This is a genomic window from Neorhizobium huautlense (assembly GCF_002968575.1).
Classification (GTDB): domain Bacteria; phylum Pseudomonadota; class Alphaproteobacteria; order Rhizobiales; family Rhizobiaceae; genus Neorhizobium; species Neorhizobium huautlense.
Window position 1 is genome coordinate 75,532 of sequence record NZ_PVBM01000009.1, and the last position, 18,617, is coordinate 94,148.

Annotated in this window: 16 protein-coding genes; 9 read left to right on the forward strand and 7 right to left on the reverse strand. The window is 59.7% G+C overall.

Features of this window, described 5'->3' with window-relative positions; genetic code table 11:
• The first annotated feature begins 104 nt into the window (after positions 1-104).
• Positions 105-773, forward strand: a complete 669-nt coding sequence (locus C5L12_RS12300) for a haloacid dehalogenase type II (RefSeq protein WP_105372336.1) — start codon at positions 105-107, stop codon at positions 771-773.
• 17 nt (positions 774-790) lie between these two features.
• Positions 791-2,065 carry an NAD(P)/FAD-dependent oxidoreductase gene (locus C5L12_RS12305; protein ID WP_105372337.1) on the forward strand — a complete coding sequence of 425 codons (1,275 nt, stop codon included), beginning with the start codon at positions 791-793 and terminating at the stop codon, positions 2,063-2,065.
• A gap of 85 nt (positions 2,066-2,150) precedes the next feature.
• Here the strand turns inward: C5L12_RS12305 and C5L12_RS12310 are convergent, their stop codons facing one another.
• The 6 genes from C5L12_RS12310 to argE form a co-directional block, all read right to left on the reverse strand.
• The gene (locus C5L12_RS12310; RefSeq protein ID WP_105372338.1) at positions 2,151-3,608 is read right to left on the reverse strand and encodes an NAD-dependent succinate-semialdehyde dehydrogenase; all 1,458 of its coding nucleotides are present in this window, start codon (positions 3,606-3,608) and stop codon (positions 2,151-2,153) included.
• A gap of 17 nt (positions 3,609-3,625) precedes the next feature.
• Positions 3,626-4,666 carry a tartrate dehydrogenase gene (locus tag C5L12_RS12315; protein WP_105372430.1) on the reverse strand — a complete coding sequence of 347 codons (1,041 nt, stop codon included), beginning with the start codon at positions 4,664-4,666 and terminating at the stop codon, positions 3,626-3,628.
• A gap of 14 nt (positions 4,667-4,680) precedes the next feature.
• Complete coding sequence (locus C5L12_RS12320; protein WP_105372339.1) at positions 4,681-6,144, reverse strand: aldehyde dehydrogenase family protein; 1,464 nt, start codon at positions 6,142-6,144, stop codon at positions 4,681-4,683.
• A 149-nt stretch (positions 6,145-6,293) separates the two neighbouring features.
• Positions 6,294-6,650 carry a cupin domain-containing protein gene (locus tag C5L12_RS12325; RefSeq protein ID WP_105372340.1) on the reverse strand — a complete coding sequence of 119 codons (357 nt, stop codon included), beginning with the start codon at positions 6,648-6,650 and terminating at the stop codon, positions 6,294-6,296.
• Positions 6,651-6,706: 56 nt separating this feature from the next.
• Positions 6,707-7,630, reverse strand: a complete 924-nt coding sequence (locus C5L12_RS12330) for a 2-hydroxyacid dehydrogenase (RefSeq protein WP_105372341.1) — start codon at positions 7,628-7,630, stop codon at positions 6,707-6,709.
• A 22-nt stretch (positions 7,631-7,652) separates the two neighbouring features.
• On the reverse strand, positions 7,653-8,789 hold the full coding sequence (gene argE / locus C5L12_RS12335) for an acetylornithine deacetylase (RefSeq protein WP_105372342.1): 1,137 nt from the start codon (positions 8,787-8,789) through the stop codon (positions 7,653-7,655).
• Between the two features lie 249 nt (positions 8,790-9,038).
• On the opposite strand from argE, the gene C5L12_RS12340 reads away from it, so the two are divergent.
• The 7 genes from C5L12_RS12340 (at position 9,039) to C5L12_RS12375 (ending at position 18,276) form a co-directional block, all read left to right on the forward strand.
• Positions 9,039-9,938 carry a GNAT family N-acetyltransferase gene (locus C5L12_RS12340; protein WP_105372431.1) on the forward strand — a complete coding sequence of 300 codons (900 nt, stop codon included), beginning with the start codon at positions 9,039-9,041 and terminating at the stop codon, positions 9,936-9,938.
• A 633-nt stretch (positions 9,939-10,571) separates the two neighbouring features.
• On the forward strand, positions 10,572-12,521 hold the full coding sequence (locus C5L12_RS12350; protein WP_105372344.1) for a PrkA family serine protein kinase: 1,950 nt from the start codon (positions 10,572-10,574) through the stop codon (positions 12,519-12,521).
• Between the two features lie 24 nt (positions 12,522-12,545).
• Positions 12,546-13,865 carry a YeaH/YhbH family protein gene (locus tag C5L12_RS12355; protein WP_105372345.1) on the forward strand — a complete coding sequence of 440 codons (1,320 nt, stop codon included), beginning with the start codon at positions 12,546-12,548 and terminating at the stop codon, positions 13,863-13,865.
• A gap of 11 nt (positions 13,866-13,876) precedes the next feature.
• Entirely contained in the window at positions 13,877-15,433 is a 1,557-nt protein-coding gene (locus C5L12_RS12360; RefSeq protein ID WP_105372432.1) for a SpoVR family protein, read from the forward strand.
• A 189-nt stretch (positions 15,434-15,622) separates the two neighbouring features.
• The gene (locus C5L12_RS12365; protein ID WP_105372346.1) at positions 15,623-16,150 is read left to right on the forward strand and encodes a DUF4142 domain-containing protein; all 528 of its coding nucleotides are present in this window, start codon (positions 15,623-15,625) and stop codon (positions 16,148-16,150) included.
• A 144-nt stretch (positions 16,151-16,294) separates the two neighbouring features.
• Positions 16,295-17,464 carry a zinc-dependent alcohol dehydrogenase gene (locus C5L12_RS12370; RefSeq protein WP_105372347.1) on the forward strand — a complete coding sequence of 390 codons (1,170 nt, stop codon included), beginning with the start codon at positions 16,295-16,297 and terminating at the stop codon, positions 17,462-17,464.
• A gap of 11 nt (positions 17,465-17,475) precedes the next feature.
• Positions 17,476-18,276 (forward strand): SDR family NAD(P)-dependent oxidoreductase, encoded by an 801-nt coding sequence (locus C5L12_RS12375; protein WP_105372348.1) that lies wholly within the window; start codon positions 17,476-17,478, stop codon positions 18,274-18,276.
• A gap of 106 nt (positions 18,277-18,382) precedes the next feature.
• On the opposite strand, the gene C5L12_RS12380 is transcribed toward C5L12_RS12375, so the two are convergent.
• The gene (locus C5L12_RS12380) at positions 18,383-18,550 is read right to left on the reverse strand and encodes a twin-arginine translocase TatA/TatE family subunit (RefSeq protein ID WP_105372349.1); all 168 of its coding nucleotides are present in this window, start codon (positions 18,548-18,550) and stop codon (positions 18,383-18,385) included.
• Positions 18,551-18,617 lie beyond the last annotated feature (67 nt).

Here is an 18,617-nt window from a genome sequence, read left to right on the forward strand (position 1 = left end):
TGCTTCGGATTCCGGCAAATCAGTCGGCGATGATGCCGGAGGCGGTCTTATGATCGTGTCATCAAAGGAAAGGCTCGAGGGCCCATCACGCAAGGACGAAGCGCATGACGACATTCCGCCCGAAATATATCACCTTCGATTGCCACGGCACGCTTATCAACTTCCAGATGGCCGAAGCTGCCCGCGATCTTTACGGTGACCGTCTCGCAGAGCCGGCCATGCAGAAGTTCATCAAGAATTTTGCCGCCTATCGGCTGGACGAGATCATGGGTGCCTGGAAACCCTATGCGGACGTCGTCTACAACTCGCTGGAGCGCAGCTGCAAGGCAAACGGCGTTTCCTTCAAGGACGAGGACGCCAAGATGGTCTATGAGCGTGTACCGACCTGGGGTCCGCATGCCGATGTTCCGGCAGGTCTCGCCAAAGTCGCCAAGGAAATCCCGCTCGTCATCCTGTCGAACGCCATGGACGACCAGATCCCGTCCAACGTCGCCAGGCTCGGCGCACCTTTCCACGCCGTTTATACGGCGCAGCAGGCCAATGCCTACAAGCCGCGCTTCCAGGCCTTCGAATACATGTTCGACATGCTTGGCTGTGGCCCCGAAGATATCCTTCATTGCTCCTCGTCCTTCCGTTACGATCTGATGTCTGCGCACGATCTCGGGATCAAGAACAAGGTCTGGGTCAACCGCGGCCATGAGCCGGCCAACCCTTTCTATGGTTATACTGAAATCGCCGACATTTCCGGCCTGCCAGGCGTGGTCGGCCTCTAACGGAAAGGCGAGAGCCGATGAAATACGTCTCCTATTGGCATGATACGGCGCCTCGTTTTGTAGGCGCCGTGGAGGGCCCGATCGAAGGTCACTACGATGTTGCCGTGGTCGGCGGCGGCTTCACCGGGCTTGGCGCAGCAAGGCAGCTCGCCATGGCCGGCGCCAAGGTCATCGTGCTGGAGGCGGAAACGGTGGGTTACGGCGCCTCCGGCCGCAACGGTGGTCATCTGAACAATGGTCTCGCCCACAGCTACCTCTCGGCCAAGCAGGAGCTTGGCAAGGAGCGGGCGATCGCCCTCTACAAGGCGCTGGACGCTTCCATTGACACGCTGGAAGCGATCATCGCCGAGGAAGGCATCGACTGTAATTTCCGCCGTGCCGGCAAGCTGAAACTTGCCTCCAAGCCCCAGCATTTCGAGGGGCTTGCGAAGAATTTTGCAGCAGTTCATGCGGAAGTCGATCCGGATACGGCCTTGCTGTCGCCCGACGACTTGAAAAGCGAGATCGGCTCGCCTTTCCACGGCGCCATGCTGTCCCAAAAGAGCGCCATGATGCATATGGGGCGTTATGTCGTCGGCCTCGCGGAAGCTGCAAAGCGTCGCGGTGCCCTCATTGTCGAGAAGGCAACCGTCACCGATATTTCGAAGTCGGGCGGCCGCAATGTGCTCAAGACGGCCAACGGAATTGTCACTGCCGACAGCGTACTGATGGCGAGTGGCGCCTATACGACGCCGAATTTCGGCTATTTCCGCCGCCGCATCATGGCCGTTGGCAGTTTCATCATTGCCACTCGGCCGCTGACCGATCAGGAAATCGCCGCGACGATGCCGGGCAACCGGACCTGCGTCAACAGCATGAATATCGGCAACTACTGGCGTCTTTCGCCGGATAACCGGCTGATTTTCGGTGGTCGGGCACGCTTCTCGGCAACGTCGGACCAGCGTTCGGACGCAAGGAGCGGCGCCATCCTGCGTGAAAGCCTGACCCGGATCTTCCCGCAGCTTGCCCGTGTCGAAATCGACTACTGCTGGGGTGGTCTGGTGGATATCACCAAGGACCGTTATCCGCGTGCAGGTTTCCACGACGGCCTATGGTACGCGATGGGATATTCCGGTCATGGTGCCCAGCTGTCCACTCATCTCGGAATGACGATCGCCGATGCGATCCTCGGCCGGCCGGACAGAAATCCGGTCAAGGGGCTGGAATGGCCGGCAGTCCCCGGCCATTTTGGCAAGCCATGGTTCCTGCCTTTCGTCGGCATGTATTACAAGATGCTGGACAAGATCCAGTAAGACGTCTCCTTCTAAGCATCGGAAAAAGGGTGGGCTGCAATCGCAGGCCACCCTTTTTGCTGGCTTTGAGATCAGGAAGGCAGGCTCAGTTGAGCCCGCCCATATGGAACGTCTTTACTTCCAGATACTCGTCGATCCCGAGCTGCGAGCCTTCTCGGCCGAGACCGGATTGCTTGACACCACCAAACGGAGCGACCTCGGTCGAGATGAGGCCGGTATTCAGTCCGACCATGCCGAATTCCAGCGCCTCGCCGACCCGCCATGCGCGCTTTAGGTTTTCCGTGTAAAAATAGGCGGCGAGGCCGAACGGCGTACCGTTGGCGATCGCGATCGCTTCTTCCTCGGTTTCGAAGCGGAAGAGGGGGGCGACGGGACCGAATGTCTCTTCGCTTGCAAGCTGCATGTCGGTGGTGGCGCCGGTCAGAACCACCGGAGCCGTGTACTGCCTGCCCGCCGGCAGGTTCGCCTTTGCCGTCACGATCTTGGCGCCCTTGGAAAGTGCGTCCTCGACATGGCGGTTGATCTTGGCGAGCGCCGCACCGTTGATCATCGGGCCGATCGACACGCCTGCCTCCGTGCCAGGGCCGACCTTCATCGCATCGACCTGTGCCGTCAGCTTCTCGGCAAACCGATCGTAAATGCCGGACTGCACCAGGATGCGGTTGGCGCAGACGCAAGTCTGGCCGCCATTGCGGAATTTCGAGATGATCGCGCCTTCAACGGCGAGATCGAGATCCGCATCATCGAAGACGATGAAGGGTGCATTGCCGCCGAGTTCGAGCGAGAGCCGCTTGATGCTGTCGGCAGCCCCGCGCATCAGAAGCGAACCGACGGGAGTCGAGCCGGTGAACGAGATTTTGCGCACCGTCGTGTTGGCCATGATTTCGTTGCCGATCTCCGTCGGCATGCCGGTGACGATATTGATGACACCCGCTGGAATACCCGCCATTTCGGCAAGGACGCCGAGCGCCAGCGCCGAATAGGGCGTGAATTCCGAAGGCTTTACCACAACCGTGCAGCCGGCCGCGAGTGCCGGCGCGATCTTGCGGGTAATCATCGCATTCGGAAAATTCCAGGGCGTGATGATACCACAAACACCGACCGGTTCCTTCAACACGATGATGCGGCGATCTCGCGTCGGAGAGGGGATGGTCGAACCGCCGATCCGCCGCGCCTCTTCGGCGAACCATTTCACGAAGGATGCGCCATAGCGGATCTCGCCGCGCGCCTCGTCTAGTGGCTTGCCCTGCTCGGTGGTCAGGATCAGTGCCAGATCCTCAAGATGCTCGTGCATCAGGGCGTACCAGGTTTCCAGCAGCGTGGCGCGCTCGGCATGGGTCTTTTTCTTCCACGCCGGATAGGCCTTGTTTGCAGCTTCAATCGCTGCACGGGTCTCGTCGCCGCCCATGTCCGGAACGGTGCCGATCACGGCCTGGCTTGCCGGATCGAAAACATCGACTGTCTTACCGGAGCCTGCGGCGACCCAACTGCCGCCGATCAGGCCTTGTTGCCGAAACAGGGAGGGGAGTTTCAAATTCTGCATGAATCCGGTCCTTGGGTTCAGAGTGCAGCGAGCAGTGCTGCGGTAATGGTGTCCGTCTTGTGCTTGCCCGGGACCGTGCCGATACCACTTGCGGTAACCGTCTCGATCGCCTTCATGACGGCCGCCGCTGCGTCCTTTTCGCCGAGATGCTCGAGCATCATGGCGCCGGACCAGACGGTGGCGATCGGGTTGGCGATACCGAGATGGGCAATATCCGGCGCCGAGCCATGTACCGGCTCGAACATCGACGGCGCATTTCGCTCCGGATTGATATTGGCCGAGGCGGCAAAACCCAGGCCGCCCTGGATGGCAGCGCCGAGATCGGTCAGGATATCGCCGAACAGGTTTGAGGCGACCACGACGTCCAGCATCTCGGGCGCCATCACCATCCGCGCCGCCATGGCGTCGATATGGTAGCTCGTCACCTCCACATCCGGATATTCGGCCGAAAGCTGTTTCGTCACATCATCCCAGAAGACCATCGAATATTTCTGGGCGTTTGACTTGGTAACTGAAGCAAGCTTCTTGCGCCGTCCGCGCGCCTGTTCGAAGGCGAAGCGAAGGATGCGCTCGACGCCCTTGCGGGTGAAGATCGAGGTTTCGACAGCGACTTCGTCCGCCGTGCCCTGATGGATGCGGCCGCCGGCGCCGGAATACTCACCCTCGGTGTTTTCGCGGATGCAGAGAATATCGAAGGCTGTCGCCTTCAGCGGGCCCTCGACGCCGGCGAGCAGCCGGTGCGGGCGGATATTGGCATATTGCACGAAACTCTTGCGGATCGGTAGAAGGAGGCCATGCAGCGAGACTGAATCCGGCACTTCCGCCGGCCAGCCGACCGCGCCGAGGAGGATGGCGTCGAAGCCGCGTAGCGTCTCGATGCCATCGGCCGGCATCATCGCGCCGGTTTCCTTGTAGAAGGCGCAGGACCAAGGGAAATCCGCGCCCTCGAGACCAAAGCCGTGAGGACCGGCCGCCTTTTGCAGCACAAGCCATGCAGCGGCAACCATGTCACGGCCGATGCCGTCGCCGGGGATCAGGGCAACCTTGTATGTTGTCATGTTCATAAAAATCCTCAGAGGCTGATAAGGACGCTCTTGCTCTTGCGATTGGCTTGGAAAGCATCCCGGCCGAGATCCTTGCCGATGCCGGACTGCTTGTAGCCGCCGGTCGGCAGGATGTGGTCACGAGAGCGACCGTAGCGGTTGACCCAGATTGTGCCGGCCTGCAGCCGGCGGGTGAGGCGGATGGCGCGCGAAAGATCGTTGGTAAAGAGGCCCGCCGCCAGCCCGTAGCTGGGATGATCGGCCAGGCTCATGGCCTCCTCTTCATCCTCGAAGGTTTGTAGCGTCAGGACAGGTCCAAAAATCTCCTCGACGATGGCAGGCGAGTTCTGGTCGATGCCGGCCACCAACGTCGGCGCGTAGAAGTATCCCGGCATGTCCATGGAGCGTCCACCGGTCAGGCATTCCGCACCCTCAGAGACCGAGGCTGCGATGATGTCGTCGATACGCTGGCGCTGTTTTTCCGAAATGATCGGGGAATACTGGCTTGCCGCATCCCAGGTCGGGCCGGGAAGGATGGCTGCCATCCTCTTGCGGATTGCGTCGATCAGCATCGGGGCGATGCCCTTTTCGACGATCAGGCGCGAGCCGGCGACGCAGGCCTGGCCCGCATTGCTGGTGATGCTCGCCGTCACCGCTGCTGCCGCCTTGTCAATATCGGCATCCGCGAAGACCAACTGCGGGCTCTTGCCGCCGAGCTCCAGCGTCATCGGCTTAATGCCGTTGCGGGCGATGTTTTCTATGATCGCGGACCCGGCACGGGTGGAGCCGGTAAAGCTCACCTTGGCGATGTCGGGATGGCCGGTGATCGCGCTGCCGGTCGTCATGCCGTCGCCGAGCACGATGTTGATCAGACCGGCCGGTATGCCCGCCTGGACTGCAAGCTTCGCCAGCCGAATGGTCGAGAACGGAGTCAATTCAGACGGTTTCAGCACAACCGCATTGCCGGCCGCAAGCGCCGGGCCGAGTTTCCATGCAGCCATGTTGAGGGGAAAATTCCAGGGCGTGATCGCGCCGACGACACCATAGGGCTCGGTCATGATCATGCCGAGATTACCGTCGTCGGTCGGCACGAGATCGCTGCCTTCCTTGTCGGCGAATTCGGCGAAGAAGCGGATCTGTTCGGCCGAGATGCCAATGTCGCCGTCGACCAGATGGCCGACCGGCCGGGTCGAGGAGAGGGCTTCGAGCTTTGCCAGTTCAACGGCGTTCTTCTCGATGAGATCCGCCCAGCGATGCAGCGCCTTCAGGCGTTCACGCGGACGGATTCCGCTCCAGTTGCTGTCCTTCAGGGCCTTTTTTGCTGTCTGCACTGCCTGATCGACAAGATCGGCGCTGGCGACCGGACAATCGGCATAGGCTTTGCCGTCCGAAGGGCGGCGCATGGCAATCACGCCTTCGGCTGCCACCAAGCGATCGCCGATGAAATGTCCCATCGGTAGGGCGATGCTGTCAGGATCGAAACTCAGGCTCATCGGCTTACCTCCGGTCACTTGGCGATAATTCTACAGGATCAACTGCATGGCTTGATCCGGTAGACGAAAGGGGTACGGCGCAATCATCCGTTTTGACACCGCTTTACGGTGTATTCTGCGGCCACGCCGATCCGCTAAAGGGTCGCGTCTCACGGCGTGACGACGATGTAGATCTTGCGGACGGTCTCGATCGTCTTCCAGACGCCGACGAAGCCGGGTTTCATGACAAAGCTGTCGCCCGCCTTGTAGATCACGGGCTTGCCATCCTTCGGCGTGATTTCCACGACGCCGGAAATGATATGGCAATACTCGAAGGTTTCGCCCTTGATCGAATGCGTCAGGCCGGGCGTGGCTTCCCATATGCCGGTTCGGACAAGTTCGCCATGGGACGTATCCTGCGCCCAGGTCTTGAATTCCGGATTTCCGGAAATCAGCCGCTCCGCCGTCGGCTTGTCCTCGCGCGGTGCGAATGAAGGATAGGTCTCGATGGTCTTGAGAAGCGACATGGCTGTTCCTTTTGTGCAGGGACTTCTGTTTCGGGGTTGTCGGGGGGGTGGAGGCTTCAATAGCCACGCTGGCGATCGACCAGGCCTATGGGGTCGAGTCCGCAACGCAGCAGCTTGATATTGTTGGCAACCGCGAGTGCGGCCGTCTGGGGTTGGGTGACGCTGGCGGTATAGGGCGTGATGATGATCCGCTCATGCTTCCAAAGCGGATGCCCGGCCGGCAGAGGCTGTGGATCGGTGACGTCGATCACCGCACCGGAAAGGTGGCCGCTGTTGAGGGCCGAGATAAGCGCCTCGTGGTCCAGATGCTGCCCGCGGCCAACCTGCACCAGAGCTGCCCCTTGGGGCAGTTGGTAGAAGACTTCAGCATTGAGGAAACCGCGGGTCTCGTCGGTAAGGGGAAGGAGACATATCAGGATGTCTGTCTCCGAAAGCATGGCTTTCAAGCCGGATTCGCCATGGAAACAGCGCACGCCCTCGATCTCGCGAGCCGAACGGCTCCATCCCGAAAGCGGAAAGCCGAAGGGCTGCAGCCGAACGAAGGACGCCTGGGCGAGACTGCCTAGGCCTAAAATGCCGATACGGCGATCGGCGGCCTGCACCGGCGGCAAGGAGTTCCAAAATTCCGACTGCTTCTGGCGGATATAGGTCGGCCAGTTGCGGTGCAACGCAAGCACCGCAAGCGTCACATATTCCTGCATCATACGGATAATGCCGTCCTCGATCATCCGGACGATCTTCAAGTGATCCGGAATCTTTGCTGCCTGAAATTGGTCGACGCCGGCGCCGATTGAAAAAACGACTTCGAGATTGCGATAGCGCGACAGGTCCGTGGGCACGGTCCAGGTGATGATGTAGCGGACCGCATCGGGATCGACGCTGGCTGCATCCATCGAGAATGGCAGATCTGGCAGTTCACGGGCGAGGATGTCGCGAAAGACCTGGCCGCGAGCGGCATCGGAGTTGAAGAGAAATGTCATGATTGGCTATGTCTCTCGCTCGTCAGGTTTCGGCCCGGCATCTGTCACCCAGCGCCTCGATCATCGCTTGGCAGGCAGCAAGCTCGCTCGCCGCGATGAATTCATTGGGTTTATGGGCACGCCCGATATCGCCGGGTCCGCATATGATCGCATCGATACCTGCGCGCTGGTAAAGGCCGGCTTCCGTTCCGTAGCTGACCGCGGCAAGCGGCTCGATCCCGGTGAGGTCCCTCAGCAGATCGGCGAGATGAGCGGTCGGTGAAAGCCTCAGCGCCGGATAACTGCTGAGGAGCTGCCAATCGACGCCGAACCCCTTCTGCTCCAATGCTTCGGCTGCTGTCCGGACAGGCGCGAGAAGCGCCTGGGGATCTGCTGACGAGATGGCACGTGCCTCCAGCTCCATCGTGCAGAGCTCGGGAATGATGTTAACCGCCTGACCGCCGCTGATCGTGCCGATCGAGAGTGAGGAATAGGGGGGGTCGAATTCGGTCTCGAACGGTCCATGCGACAGCTCAAGGGAAGCTGCGACAGCGGCCTGCTGCACCTCAGTCATGGCGTGGACGGCGTTGAGGCCGAGATCCGGCCGCGAGGAATGACCGGATCGGCCCTTCAGCGTCAGGCGCGCTGCCGCTTTACCCTTGTGGGCAAGAATGGCCCGCATACCGCTCGGCTCGCCAATGATTGCGCCGAGCGGCGGAGCGCAGAGATCGGGCAAGTGGGCGAGGAGGTGTGGAACCCCGCGACATCCGGCTTCCTCGTCATAGGAGAAGGCGAGGTGGATGGGCCGGGACAAAGGGCGTGAAAGCAGCGCAGGCACGGCAGCGAGAGCCGCCGCCAGAAACCCCTTCATGTCGCTTGTACCACGGCCATAGAGCTTGTCGCCTTCCGCGCTTGCCACGAAGGGATCGCTATTCCAGCCCGCCTCGGCTGCCGGTACGACATCCGTATGGCCGGAAAGGATATAGCCGGCCTTGTCGGCCGGGCCGATCGTCGCGAAGAGATTTGCCCTGTCGCCTTCCGGTCCGGGAAGGACATGCGCCGAGATGCCGAGAGACTTCAGATAGGCGACAACCCATTCGACGATGTCGCCATTGGGCATGCCGACGACCGACCGAAAGCCGACCAGCTTCTCTAATATGTCCACGGCGCGCGTCGTCATACTTCCTGCCTCTGAAAATCGTCATTACACATGTGTCCATCCGTTCCTGCGGAACATGCGAACCAATTCTGACGATCAAGGTTAGAGGCATGGAACACCAATGGCTGCCGAAAGTCGGTGTGATGCGGTCAAATCTTGTGTTCGACCTTGCTTTGGCAGTGAAATGTTTCGCGCGATGTCCATTAACATAACCGCGGGACAACGAGCGGCTCGCCCGGGAAGAGGGTATGCCATCCGGCTGGATGAATGATGGATAGCGAATTACTCAGAACCCTGAATGTCGACAATTTCGAGATGCGCTTCGCCGACGTCGCGAATGTCGAACTTTCGCAACTTCACGCATTGTCGATTTCGGTAGGCTGGCCGCATCGCGCCGCGGACTGGCAGCATCTTCTCGACATCGGAAAAGGCTTTGTCGCACTCGACGAGATAGGCCGTGTCGGCGCGTCCGCCATGTGGTTTCCCCATGGTCCAAGTTTCGCGACCTTCGGCATGTTGATTACGTCTCCGAGGCTGCAAGCAAGGGGCGCGGCCAAATGGCTGATGCAGCGCATCATGGCGGATTGTGGCCATGACTGCATCCGCCTCAACTCGACGCGCGAAGCTAGGCGCCTCTATTTCTCACTGGGCTTCAAACCAAAGCGTACGGTCTATCAGTGTCAGGGGACTGCCGTGACGCCTGCGGCACCACCGCCACTGGAGGAGGGTACTGTGCTGCGACGGTTGGACCCCAGCGATCTGGATACCCTCATTGCCTTGGATGCACCGGCCTTCGGCATCGATCGCCGGGCGCATCTGCTGCGGCTGTTCGGAAGTTCAGTCTGTTATGGCCTTTATAACGGCGACGTGCTACGCGCCTATTCCATGCGTCGCCGCTTCGGAAAGGGATTTGTCGTCGGTCCGGTTATTGCGCGCAACGACGAGGACGCGATCAGGGTCACCCATCCCCATGTCACGGCGCATATCGATGGCTTCCTACGACTCGACACGCATTTCGAGGCAGGGCCGTTCGCCAGTTTCATCCAGCAGTCTGGGCTTGCCGTTTTCGATACTGTAACGACGATGGTGAAGCAGGAAGGTGCCAGCTACGGGACTGGAGAGGATGGCGATGCCGTCGTCTACGGCATGGTGTCACAGTCTCTCGGCTGACCGGCCAGCGCTGATCCCAGCGACCAGCATCTCATAGACCTCAGGAGCCACGGCCTTGTCGCAATAGAAATAGGGGCTGCGGAGCATCTGTGAAACACAAAACCGATCTGCAAGGATTCTCGTTCGGATTCAGGCGAGCAATAAAACGGTCTAAACGGATTTCCGGACGCCCTTGGCGATGGAAGAGGTTGGCCGGACGTGATAGCCTGCTCGTGCCGCGCGAGACGGTGCGCGGTTGGATGTCTGATGCTGGAGTGTGGTTGTCGTGCAAACAACGGCGGACTGTGTCAGCCCAGAAGAATAGTGTCGGCAACTAACGACAGTCGTGACAGCAGGCCCCGAGCACTATTCACAAGCGGTTCTTTCGCTACGGATTGGTTTGCCTCACGATAACTTATCTGGTTCGCAGAAGCAGGCACAAGTTTACGACCGTCGAGCTAGCGACTGAAAACGACCTGGAACTGGCGCAGCGGAAGCGCGATAGTAAGGAGAGAAATCCGACCGAAATATCGTGGGCACATGAATTTGATATCTTTTATGAAGTCGGCGGGAACAAAGCTCGTGTTTTTTTCGTATATTACTTTACAGGCCGCCAGCTGATGCGGCTGGGTCCGGCGACTGTGGGAGGGTTCCATGCGAACCGACGGCAGTGACGTTTTCGATCTCTTTTCAAAAGCCTACGCTAGTGAAGCGCGCGAGACGCTGAGCCTACAGGAATACCTGCTTGGCTGCCGCGACAATGCGAGCATGTATGCGACCGCGCCGGAGCGCATGATCGCGGCCATCGGCGAGGCCAAGCTCGTCGATACCAGCACGGACGAGCGCCTGGGGCGTATCTTCGCCAACCGCACGATCAAGCTCTACCCCTCCTTCTCCGACTTCTTCGGCATGGAAGATACGATCGAGCGCATTGTCGGCTATTTCCGTTATGCCGCGCAGGGACTGGAGGAACGCAAGCAGATCCTCTATCTGCTCGGCCCCGTCGGCGGCGGCAAGTCGTCGCTTGCCGAGCGGTTGAAGAAGCTGATGGAAGAGCAGCCGATCTACACGCTCGCCATCGACGGCAAGATCAGCCCCGTCTTCGAATCCCCCTTAGGCCTGTTCAGCCGCGAACGCATGGGCGACCTTCTGGAAGAGAAATACGGCATCGCCAAGCGGCGTCTTACCGGTCTCATTTCGCCCTGGGCTACCAAGCGCCTCGACGAGATCGGTGGCGATATCTCGAAGTTCAGCGTCGTCAAGCTGATGCCGTCGCGCCTGCGCCAGATCGCCATCGCCAAGACCGAGCCGGGCGACGAGAACAACCAGGACGTCTCCGCCCTGGTCGGCAAGGTCGATATCCGCCAGCTCGAAAATTTCAGCCAGGCCGACCCCGATGCCTATTCCTACAGCGGCGGCCTCAACCGCACGACGCAGGGGCTCCTGGAATTCGTCGAAATGTTTAAGGCGCCGATCAAGGTGCTGCACCCGCTGCTGACGGCTACGCAGGAAGGCAGTTATAACGGCACGGAAAATTTCGGCGCCTTCCCCTATCAGGGCATCGTGCTGGCGCATTCCAACGAGTCGGAATGGCTGCAGTTCAAGCACAACAAGAACAACGAGGCCTTCCTCGACCGTATCCTCGTGGTCAAGGTGCCCTATTGCCTGCGTGTCACCGAGGAGCGGCTCATCTATGAGAAGCTTTTGCGCGAGAGCGAGCTATCCGACAGCCCCTGCGCGCCGGAAGTGCTGGAAAACCTCAGCCGTTTCACGGTCGCCACACGCCTGACACCGCACGAGAATTCGCCGACCTATACCAAGATGCGCGTCTATGACGGCGAGAACCTGAAGGACACCGATCCCAAGGCGAAGTCTCTGCAGGAATACCGCGATGCCGGCGGCGTCGATGAGGGCATGAACGGTATCAGCACGCGGTTTGCCTTCAAGGTCCTGTCGGAAACCTTCAACTACGATACCAAGGAGGTGGCGGCCGATCCGGTCCACCTCATGTATATCCTCGAACAGGCCATCCGCCGCGAGCAGTTCCCGAAGGAGGTCGAGGCGAATTATCTCGACTTCATCCGCTCGGAAATCGCCGCCCGTTATGCGGAGTTCATCGGCCATGAGATTCAGAAGGCCTATCTGGAATCCTACAGCGAATACGGTCAGAACCTGTTTGATCGCTACATCGCTTATGCGGATGCCTGGTTGGAGGACCAGGATTTCAAGGACCCGGACACCGGCCAGATCCTCAACCGAGACATTCTCAACAGCGAGCTTTCGCAGATCGAAAAGCCGGCGGGCATTGCCAATCCCAAGGATTTCCGCAACGAGGTGGTCAAATTCACTCTGCGCGCCCGCGCCCGGAACGGCGGGCGAAACCCCGCCTGGACGAGCTACGAGAAGCTGCGCGAGGTCATCGAGAAGCGGATGTTCGGTCAGGTCGAAGACCTCCTGCCGGTCATCAGCTTCGGTTCGAAGAAGGACAGTGCCACCGAAAAGCAGCACGCCGATTTCGTCGAGCGCATGACCGCGCGGGGCTATACCGTGCGGCAGGTCCGGCGGCTCGTTGACTGGTACATGCGTGTCAACAAGGCTGGCTGACAATACCGTTGCGGGGGCGGGTCAATGCCGAACTTCATCGATCGCCGGCTCAACCCCAAAGACCGCAGCCTCGGCAACCGGCAGCGTTTCATCCGGCGTGTGCATGATGAACTCAAGCGATCGATCAGCGACCGTGTGAAATCCGATCGGATTGCCGATGTCGATACGGCGCATGGCGTGCCGGTGCCGAAGCGTGGCGCTGACGAGCCGAGTTTCCGCAACGCCTCGACCAGCGGTGAACGGCAACATGTCCTTCCCGGCAACGAGAGCTTTTCGGCGGGTGACCGGATCGGCAAACCGGAGACTGGCGGGGGGCAGGGTGTCGGCCGCGGGCCGGGCCGCGGCGAGGGGGAGGACGACTTCCTCTTCGTTCTCTCGCGCGATGAAGTGCTCGACCTCTTCTTCGAGGATCTGGAGCTTCCCGACATGGTCAAGCTCAATCTCAAGGAGACCGTGACCTACAAGCCTCATCGCGTCGGCTTCACCACATCGGGCACGCCGAGCAACATCAATGTCGGGCGCACGATGCGCAACAGCTTCGGACGGCGTATCGCGCTGCATCGTCCGAACAGCAAGGAACACCAGGAGCTTGCTGGGGAGATCGCCGCGCTGGAGGGGGAGGAGAACCTTTCCCAGATGCAGCGCCGGCGCCTTGCCGCGCTGCGCGAGGAGATCGAGGCACTTGAAAGGAAGCGCAGGCGCATCGCTTATGTCGATCCTGTGGACGTGCGCTTCAATCGCTTCGAACGCCAGCCGCTTCCCAATGCCAATGCCGTGATGTTCTGCCTGATGGACGTCTCCGCCTCGATGGGCGAGCGGGAAAAGGACCTCGCCAAACGCTTCTTCGTGCTCCTGCATCTCTTCCTGAAACGGCGCTACGAGCGCATCGATATCGTCTTCATCCGCCATACCGACGAGGCGCGGGAGGTGGACGAAGAGACCTTTTTCTTCAGCAAGCAGAGCGGCGGCACGATCGTTTCCACGGCTTTGGAGGAGATGCAGCGCATCATCCTCGATCGCTATCCCTCTAATCTCTGGAACATCTATGCCGCGCAGGCCTCCGACGGCGACAATGCTACCGGAGATTCCGAGCGCTGTGCACAGCTCTTGCGCGACGCCCTTATGAAGCTCTGCCAGTACTATGCCTATGTCGAGATTATCGACGAGCGGGAAAGCGAGATTTTCGGCGCGACGGACAATGGCACGGCCCTCTGGCGAGCCTATCGCGCCGTCGAGAGCAGGATAGCGAATTTCCAGATGACCCGCATCGCGAGGCCCGCCGATATCTATCCGGTTTTCCGAAAACTCTTTGCCCGGCACAAGGCAGCCCAGCCCGGCCGATGAAAGGAGCGATCATGGCACGCGACGCCACCTTGCTGTTTGAAAGTTCCGAATGGAACTTCGCCACGCTGTCGCGCGCCTACGACGCCATCAAGGAGATCGCCGTCGGCGAACTGGGGCTGGATATCTATCCCAACCAGATCGAGGTCATCTCTTCCGAACAGATGCTCGACGCCTATTCCTCCATCGGCATGCCGCTGATGTACCAGCACTGGTCCTTTGGCAAGCGCTTCGCCTTCGAAAGCCACCTCTACCGCAAGGGTATGCGGGGGCTCGCCTATGAACTGGTCATCAATTCCAATCCCTGCATCACCTATCTCATGGAAGAAAACACCATGCCGATGCAGGCGCTGGTGACGGCGCATGCCGCTTTCGGCCACAACCATTTCTTCAAGAACAACTATCTCTTCCGCCAGTGGACGGATGCCGGAGCGATCCTCGGTTACATGGACTTCGCCAAAAAATACATCGCCAAATGCGAGGAGCGGTATGGGCTTGCAGCCGTGGAGGGAATTCTCGATTCGGCCCATGCACTGATGGACCAGGGCGTCTTCCACTACCGCCGCCCGCCGAGGCTTTCCCCGGCCAAGGTGACGGAGCGGGCGCGCGAACGGCTGGAATACGAGGAGCAGGCCTATAGCGACCTCTGGCGCACGTTGCCGGCGACGGCGGGTGCCGCCGATGTCGAGGAGGCGGAACAGGAGGCGATGGAGCGCAGGAAGGCGCTCCATCTGCCAGAGGAGAACCTGCTGTATTTTCTCGAAAAGAATAGCCTGATTCTGGAGCCGTGGCAGCGCGAGATCCTGCGGATCGTGCGGGTGATTGCGCAATATTTCTACCCGCAGGGTCAGACCAAGGTGATGAACGAAGGCTGCGCGACCTTCGTGCATTACACGATCATCAACCGGCTGTTCGATAAGGGCCAGATCAGCGAGGGCGCCATGCTGGAGCTCTTGGCGAGCCACGCGAACGTGGTTTTTCAGCCGAGCTTTAATGATCCACGCTTTTCCGGTCTCAATCCCTACGCTTTAGGTTTTGCTATGATGCAGGATATCGAGCGTATCTGCATGGCGCCGACGGCGGAGGACCGGGACTGGTTTCCCGATATCGCCGGCAATGGCGACGCGATGCGTACGCTGATCGATGCGTGGGAGAACCATCGCGACGAATCCTTCATCCTGCAATATCTGAGCCCGGCGCTGATCCGCAGATTCCGTCTGTTTCATCTCTCCGATCGCGCCACCGACCGTTTCTGCGAGGTGGCCTCCATCCATGACGAGCGGGGCTATTCTGCAGTCCGCTCGGCGCTTGCCCGCAGCTATGATCCCGGTGCGCACCGGCCGGATATTCAGGTGGTCGATGTTGATCTTCTCGGCGACCGGCGGCTTCGGCTCCAGCATTGGGTAAAGAACGGCATCCTCTTGGGGGAGGGCGAACGCGATGCCACGCTCGGCCATATCCGCCGGCTCTGGGGATATGACTTGAGCCTTACAGGGATCGATGCTTCCAGCGGCGCGGTGCTTTATGAGTGCTCGTCCACGGATAGCGGCGTAGTGCGCTCAGCCAGCTGACGCCTGCTTAAACATCCCGGCCTTCCACGCTTCGATCTTGGCAGCCGGTTTGTGCCACGACAGGTGTGGCGACATGCCATGGGCTGAGATCGGAAGATTGTTTCCGACCTCCTCAGCCGAATTTTCACACATCGTCTGGAACCATGCAGGGAATGCCGTGTTCGTTTCTGGTGCGAAAGGAGAATCCTTATGAAACGGACCGTTCTAGCGGCTGCCATGGTCATGGTGGCGACGTCGGCTCTTGCCCAATCGGCCGCAGAAAAATCAGGAGTGAATTCACTTGTTGGCGTTCCTCCGAAGGCCGAGGATTTCGTGATGGAAGCGGCGACCAGCGATATGTTCGAAATCGAATCCAGCAAGCTCGCCGTCGAACGTGCAGACGCAGCGACGAAGACCTTCGCGCAGCAGATGATCCAGGACCATCAGAAGACGGCCACAGAACTTAAGCAGCTCGTCGACAGCGGCAAGGTAAAGATCGCTTTGCCGACGGCGATGACCGAGGCACAGCGGGAAATGCTCGACAAGCTGAAGGGCCTGCAAGGGGAGGACTTTACGGACCAGTATCATTCGGACCAAGTCGACGCCCATGAGGATGCGGTGGATCTCTTCAAGCGCTATGGCGAAGAAGGAGACAACGCGGATCTCAAGGCCTGGGCAGCAAAGACCGCTCCAGCCCTGGAGCACCATCTCCAGATGGCCAAGGATCTGGACAAGTAAACGCGACGCCAGATTCGGCTGCTGCACCCGCTGTGGTGGATCCTCCGGCACAGCGATGAGCCGTCGCAGACCGGCAACTCATTCGATGCCCGTCCGAAGCCGAAAGGCTTGTCATTGGCGCGGGACGCTCAAGAGGACCTTACTGTGAAAGCACTGACCTGGCATGGCAAACACGACATCCGCTGCGAAAGCGTTCCCGATCCTGAAATCCAGCACGGCAGAGATGCCATCATCAAGGTGACCGCCTGCGCGATCTGCGGTTCCGACCTCCATCTTTACGATGGCATCATGCCCGAGATGCGTAGCGGCGACATCATGGGCCATGAGACCATGGGTGAGGTGGTTGAGGTGGGGAGGGATAATACGAAGCTGAAAGTGGGCGATCGGGTGGTCGTGCCTTTCACCATCTCCTGCGGCGAATGCTTTTTCTGCCAGCGCGGTTTCTATTCGGGTTGCGAGCGTTCCAACCCTGATCGGAGCAAGGTGACCAAGCTGTGGGGCAATTCGCCGGCAGGCCTGTTTGGATATTCCCATCTGCTTGGCGGCTATAGCGGTGGCCAGGCGGAATATCTGAGAGTGCCTTACGCTGATGTCGGTCCGATCAAGGTTCCGGAGGGGTTGACCGATGAGCAGGTCCTGTTCCTCTCCGACATCTTTCCGACAGGCTATATGGCCGCCGAGTTCTGCAACATTCAGGCGGGCGACACGATTGCGATCTGGGGCTGCGGACCTGTCGGCCAGATGGCCATCCGTTCTGCCTTCCTGCTCGGCGCCGCACGGGTAATTGCGATTGACGCGGTACCGGAACGACTGACGCTTGCAGCCTCGGCGGGTGCGATCACTCTCGATTTTCTGGACGAGGACATCTACGACCGAATCATGGAACTGACACACGGCCGCGGAGCGGATGCGTGCATCGATGCGGTCGGTACGGAAGCGGATGCCTCGGCAAGCTGGGACTCACGTATCGACCGGATCAAGGTCGCCATGTTCATGGGCACCGACCGGCCGCATGTCCTGCGTCAGGCAATTCTTTGTTGCCGCAATTTCGGCACCGTCTCCATCGTCGGTGTCTATGGCGGCTTCCTCGACAAGATACCCATGGGATCCGCCATCAATCGCGGCCTGACGTTCAGGATGGCGCAGACGCCCGTGCAGCACTACCTGCCGATCCTCATGGATCGGATCCAAAAAGGTGAAATTGATCCCTCCTTCGTCATAACGCATCGCGCGACGCTGGAAGAGGGTCCCGAACTCTACAAGACGTTCCGTGACAAGCAGGATGGCTGCATCAAGGTCGTCATGAAACCATGAAGGAGAAAGCCATGAGCCTTGCTGAAGCAGACAAGGGCCTTGCGGTCGTCACCGGCGCCTCGTCGGGGATCGGTTACGAGCTTGCGAAATGTGCGGCCCAGGATGGTTATGATCTTGCTATCGCAGCAGACGAGCCGCAAATCGAGGAGGCGGCGACGAAGCTCAGGGAGTTCGGCGTGGAGGTTGAAGCCATGCAGGTCGATCTCTCAACGCGCGATGGCGTGCGCCGGTTTGTTGCGGGAATCTCCGCTCTCGGAAAACCGATCGACCTTTTGATGGCAAACGCAGGCAGGGGCCTCGGCGACGGCTTTCTTGACGAAAACATTGATGATGTACAACGGGTCGTGGACACCAATATCAGCGGCACGTTGGCGCTGGTCCATGATATCGGCAATCGCATGCGGGCCCGTGGTAAAGGGCGCATTCTTTTCACCGGTTCGATTGCCGGCTTTATTCCCGGTACATTCCAGGCGGTCTATAACAGCACCAAGGCCTTCATCAACTCCTTCTCCTTCGCACTGCGCGAAGAGTTGAGGAATACCGGCGTCACGGTCACCTGCCTTATGCCGGGCGCGACGGATACCGAATTCTTCGAACGCGCCGATCTCATGGACACACGAGTCGGCCAGGCCAAGAAGGACGATCCGGCACCGGTCGCCAAGATTGGCTATGACGCGATGATGGAAGGCGAAGGCGACGTCGTCTCGGGATGGAAGAACAAGCTGATGTCGGCAGCCGCCAACGTCACGCCGTCCGAAGTTCTCGCCAGGCAGCACCGCAAGATGACGGAACCAGGTTCCGCGAAGAACTGACGATGCCAGGCAGCGGAACATGATGTATTTCGAAATGCCGCCAGCAGAAGGGCTTTCCGTGCCGATGCGGAACGGGCGCTTGCATCTGCATGATCCGGCCCCGTCCTTAACGGATTGCGTCGGAGCCTGACGTATCGTCGTCAGCAACACCTTTTTTGAAGGCTCTGACTCCTTGCCCCAGATCACCCAACAACTGAGGGATCTTTCCTCGACCGAATAGCAGCAGAATGATTGCGACTACGATCAACCAATGCCAGGCACTAAAGGAACCCATTTTTTTACTCCTGAGTTAGCTGCGACGAATAGAACTTCCAGAACCACATCCGGTTTTGAACACTGCT

Coding starts and splice junctions, on each gene's coding strand:
- C5L12_RS12350 (WP_105372344.1), top strand. CDS start 10,572: ATGCGAACCGACGGCAGTGACGTTTTCGATCTCTTTTCAAAAGCCTAC.
- C5L12_RS12330 (WP_105372341.1), bottom strand. CDS start 7,630: ATGACATTTCTCTTCAACTCCGATGCCGCTCGCGGCCAGGTCTTTCGC.
- C5L12_RS12300 (WP_105372336.1), top strand. CDS start 105: ATGACGACATTCCGCCCGAAATATATCACCTTCGATTGCCACGGCACG.
- C5L12_RS12305 (WP_105372337.1), top strand. CDS start 791: ATGAAATACGTCTCCTATTGGCATGATACGGCGCCTCGTTTTGTAGGC.
- C5L12_RS12315 (WP_105372430.1), bottom strand. CDS start 4,666: ATGACAACATACAAGGTTGCCCTGATCCCCGGCGACGGCATCGGCCGT.
- C5L12_RS12360 (WP_105372432.1), top strand. CDS start 13,877: ATGGCACGCGACGCCACCTTGCTGTTTGAAAGTTCCGAATGGAACTTC.
- C5L12_RS12380 (WP_105372349.1), bottom strand. CDS start 18,550: ATGGGTTCCTTTAGTGCCTGGCATTGGTTGATCGTAGTCGCAATCATT.
- C5L12_RS12340 (WP_105372431.1), top strand. CDS start 9,039: ATGGATAGCGAATTACTCAGAACCCTGAATGTCGACAATTTCGAGATG.
- C5L12_RS12355 (WP_105372345.1), top strand. CDS start 12,546: ATGCCGAACTTCATCGATCGCCGGCTCAACCCCAAAGACCGCAGCCTC.
- C5L12_RS12365 (WP_105372346.1), top strand. CDS start 15,623: ATGAAACGGACCGTTCTAGCGGCTGCCATGGTCATGGTGGCGACGTCG.
- C5L12_RS12375 (WP_105372348.1), top strand. CDS start 17,476: ATGAGCCTTGCTGAAGCAGACAAGGGCCTTGCGGTCGTCACCGGCGCC.
- argE (WP_105372342.1), bottom strand. CDS start 8,789: ATGACGACGCGCGCCGTGGACATATTAGAGAAGCTGGTCGGCTTTCGG.
- C5L12_RS12320 (WP_105372339.1), bottom strand. CDS start 6,144: ATGAGCCTGAGTTTCGATCCTGACAGCATCGCCCTACCGATGGGACAT.
- C5L12_RS12310 (WP_105372338.1), bottom strand. CDS start 3,608: ATGCAGAATTTGAAACTCCCCTCCCTGTTTCGGCAACAAGGCCTGATC.
- C5L12_RS12325 (WP_105372340.1), bottom strand. CDS start 6,650: ATGTCGCTTCTCAAGACCATCGAGACCTATCCTTCATTCGCACCGCGC.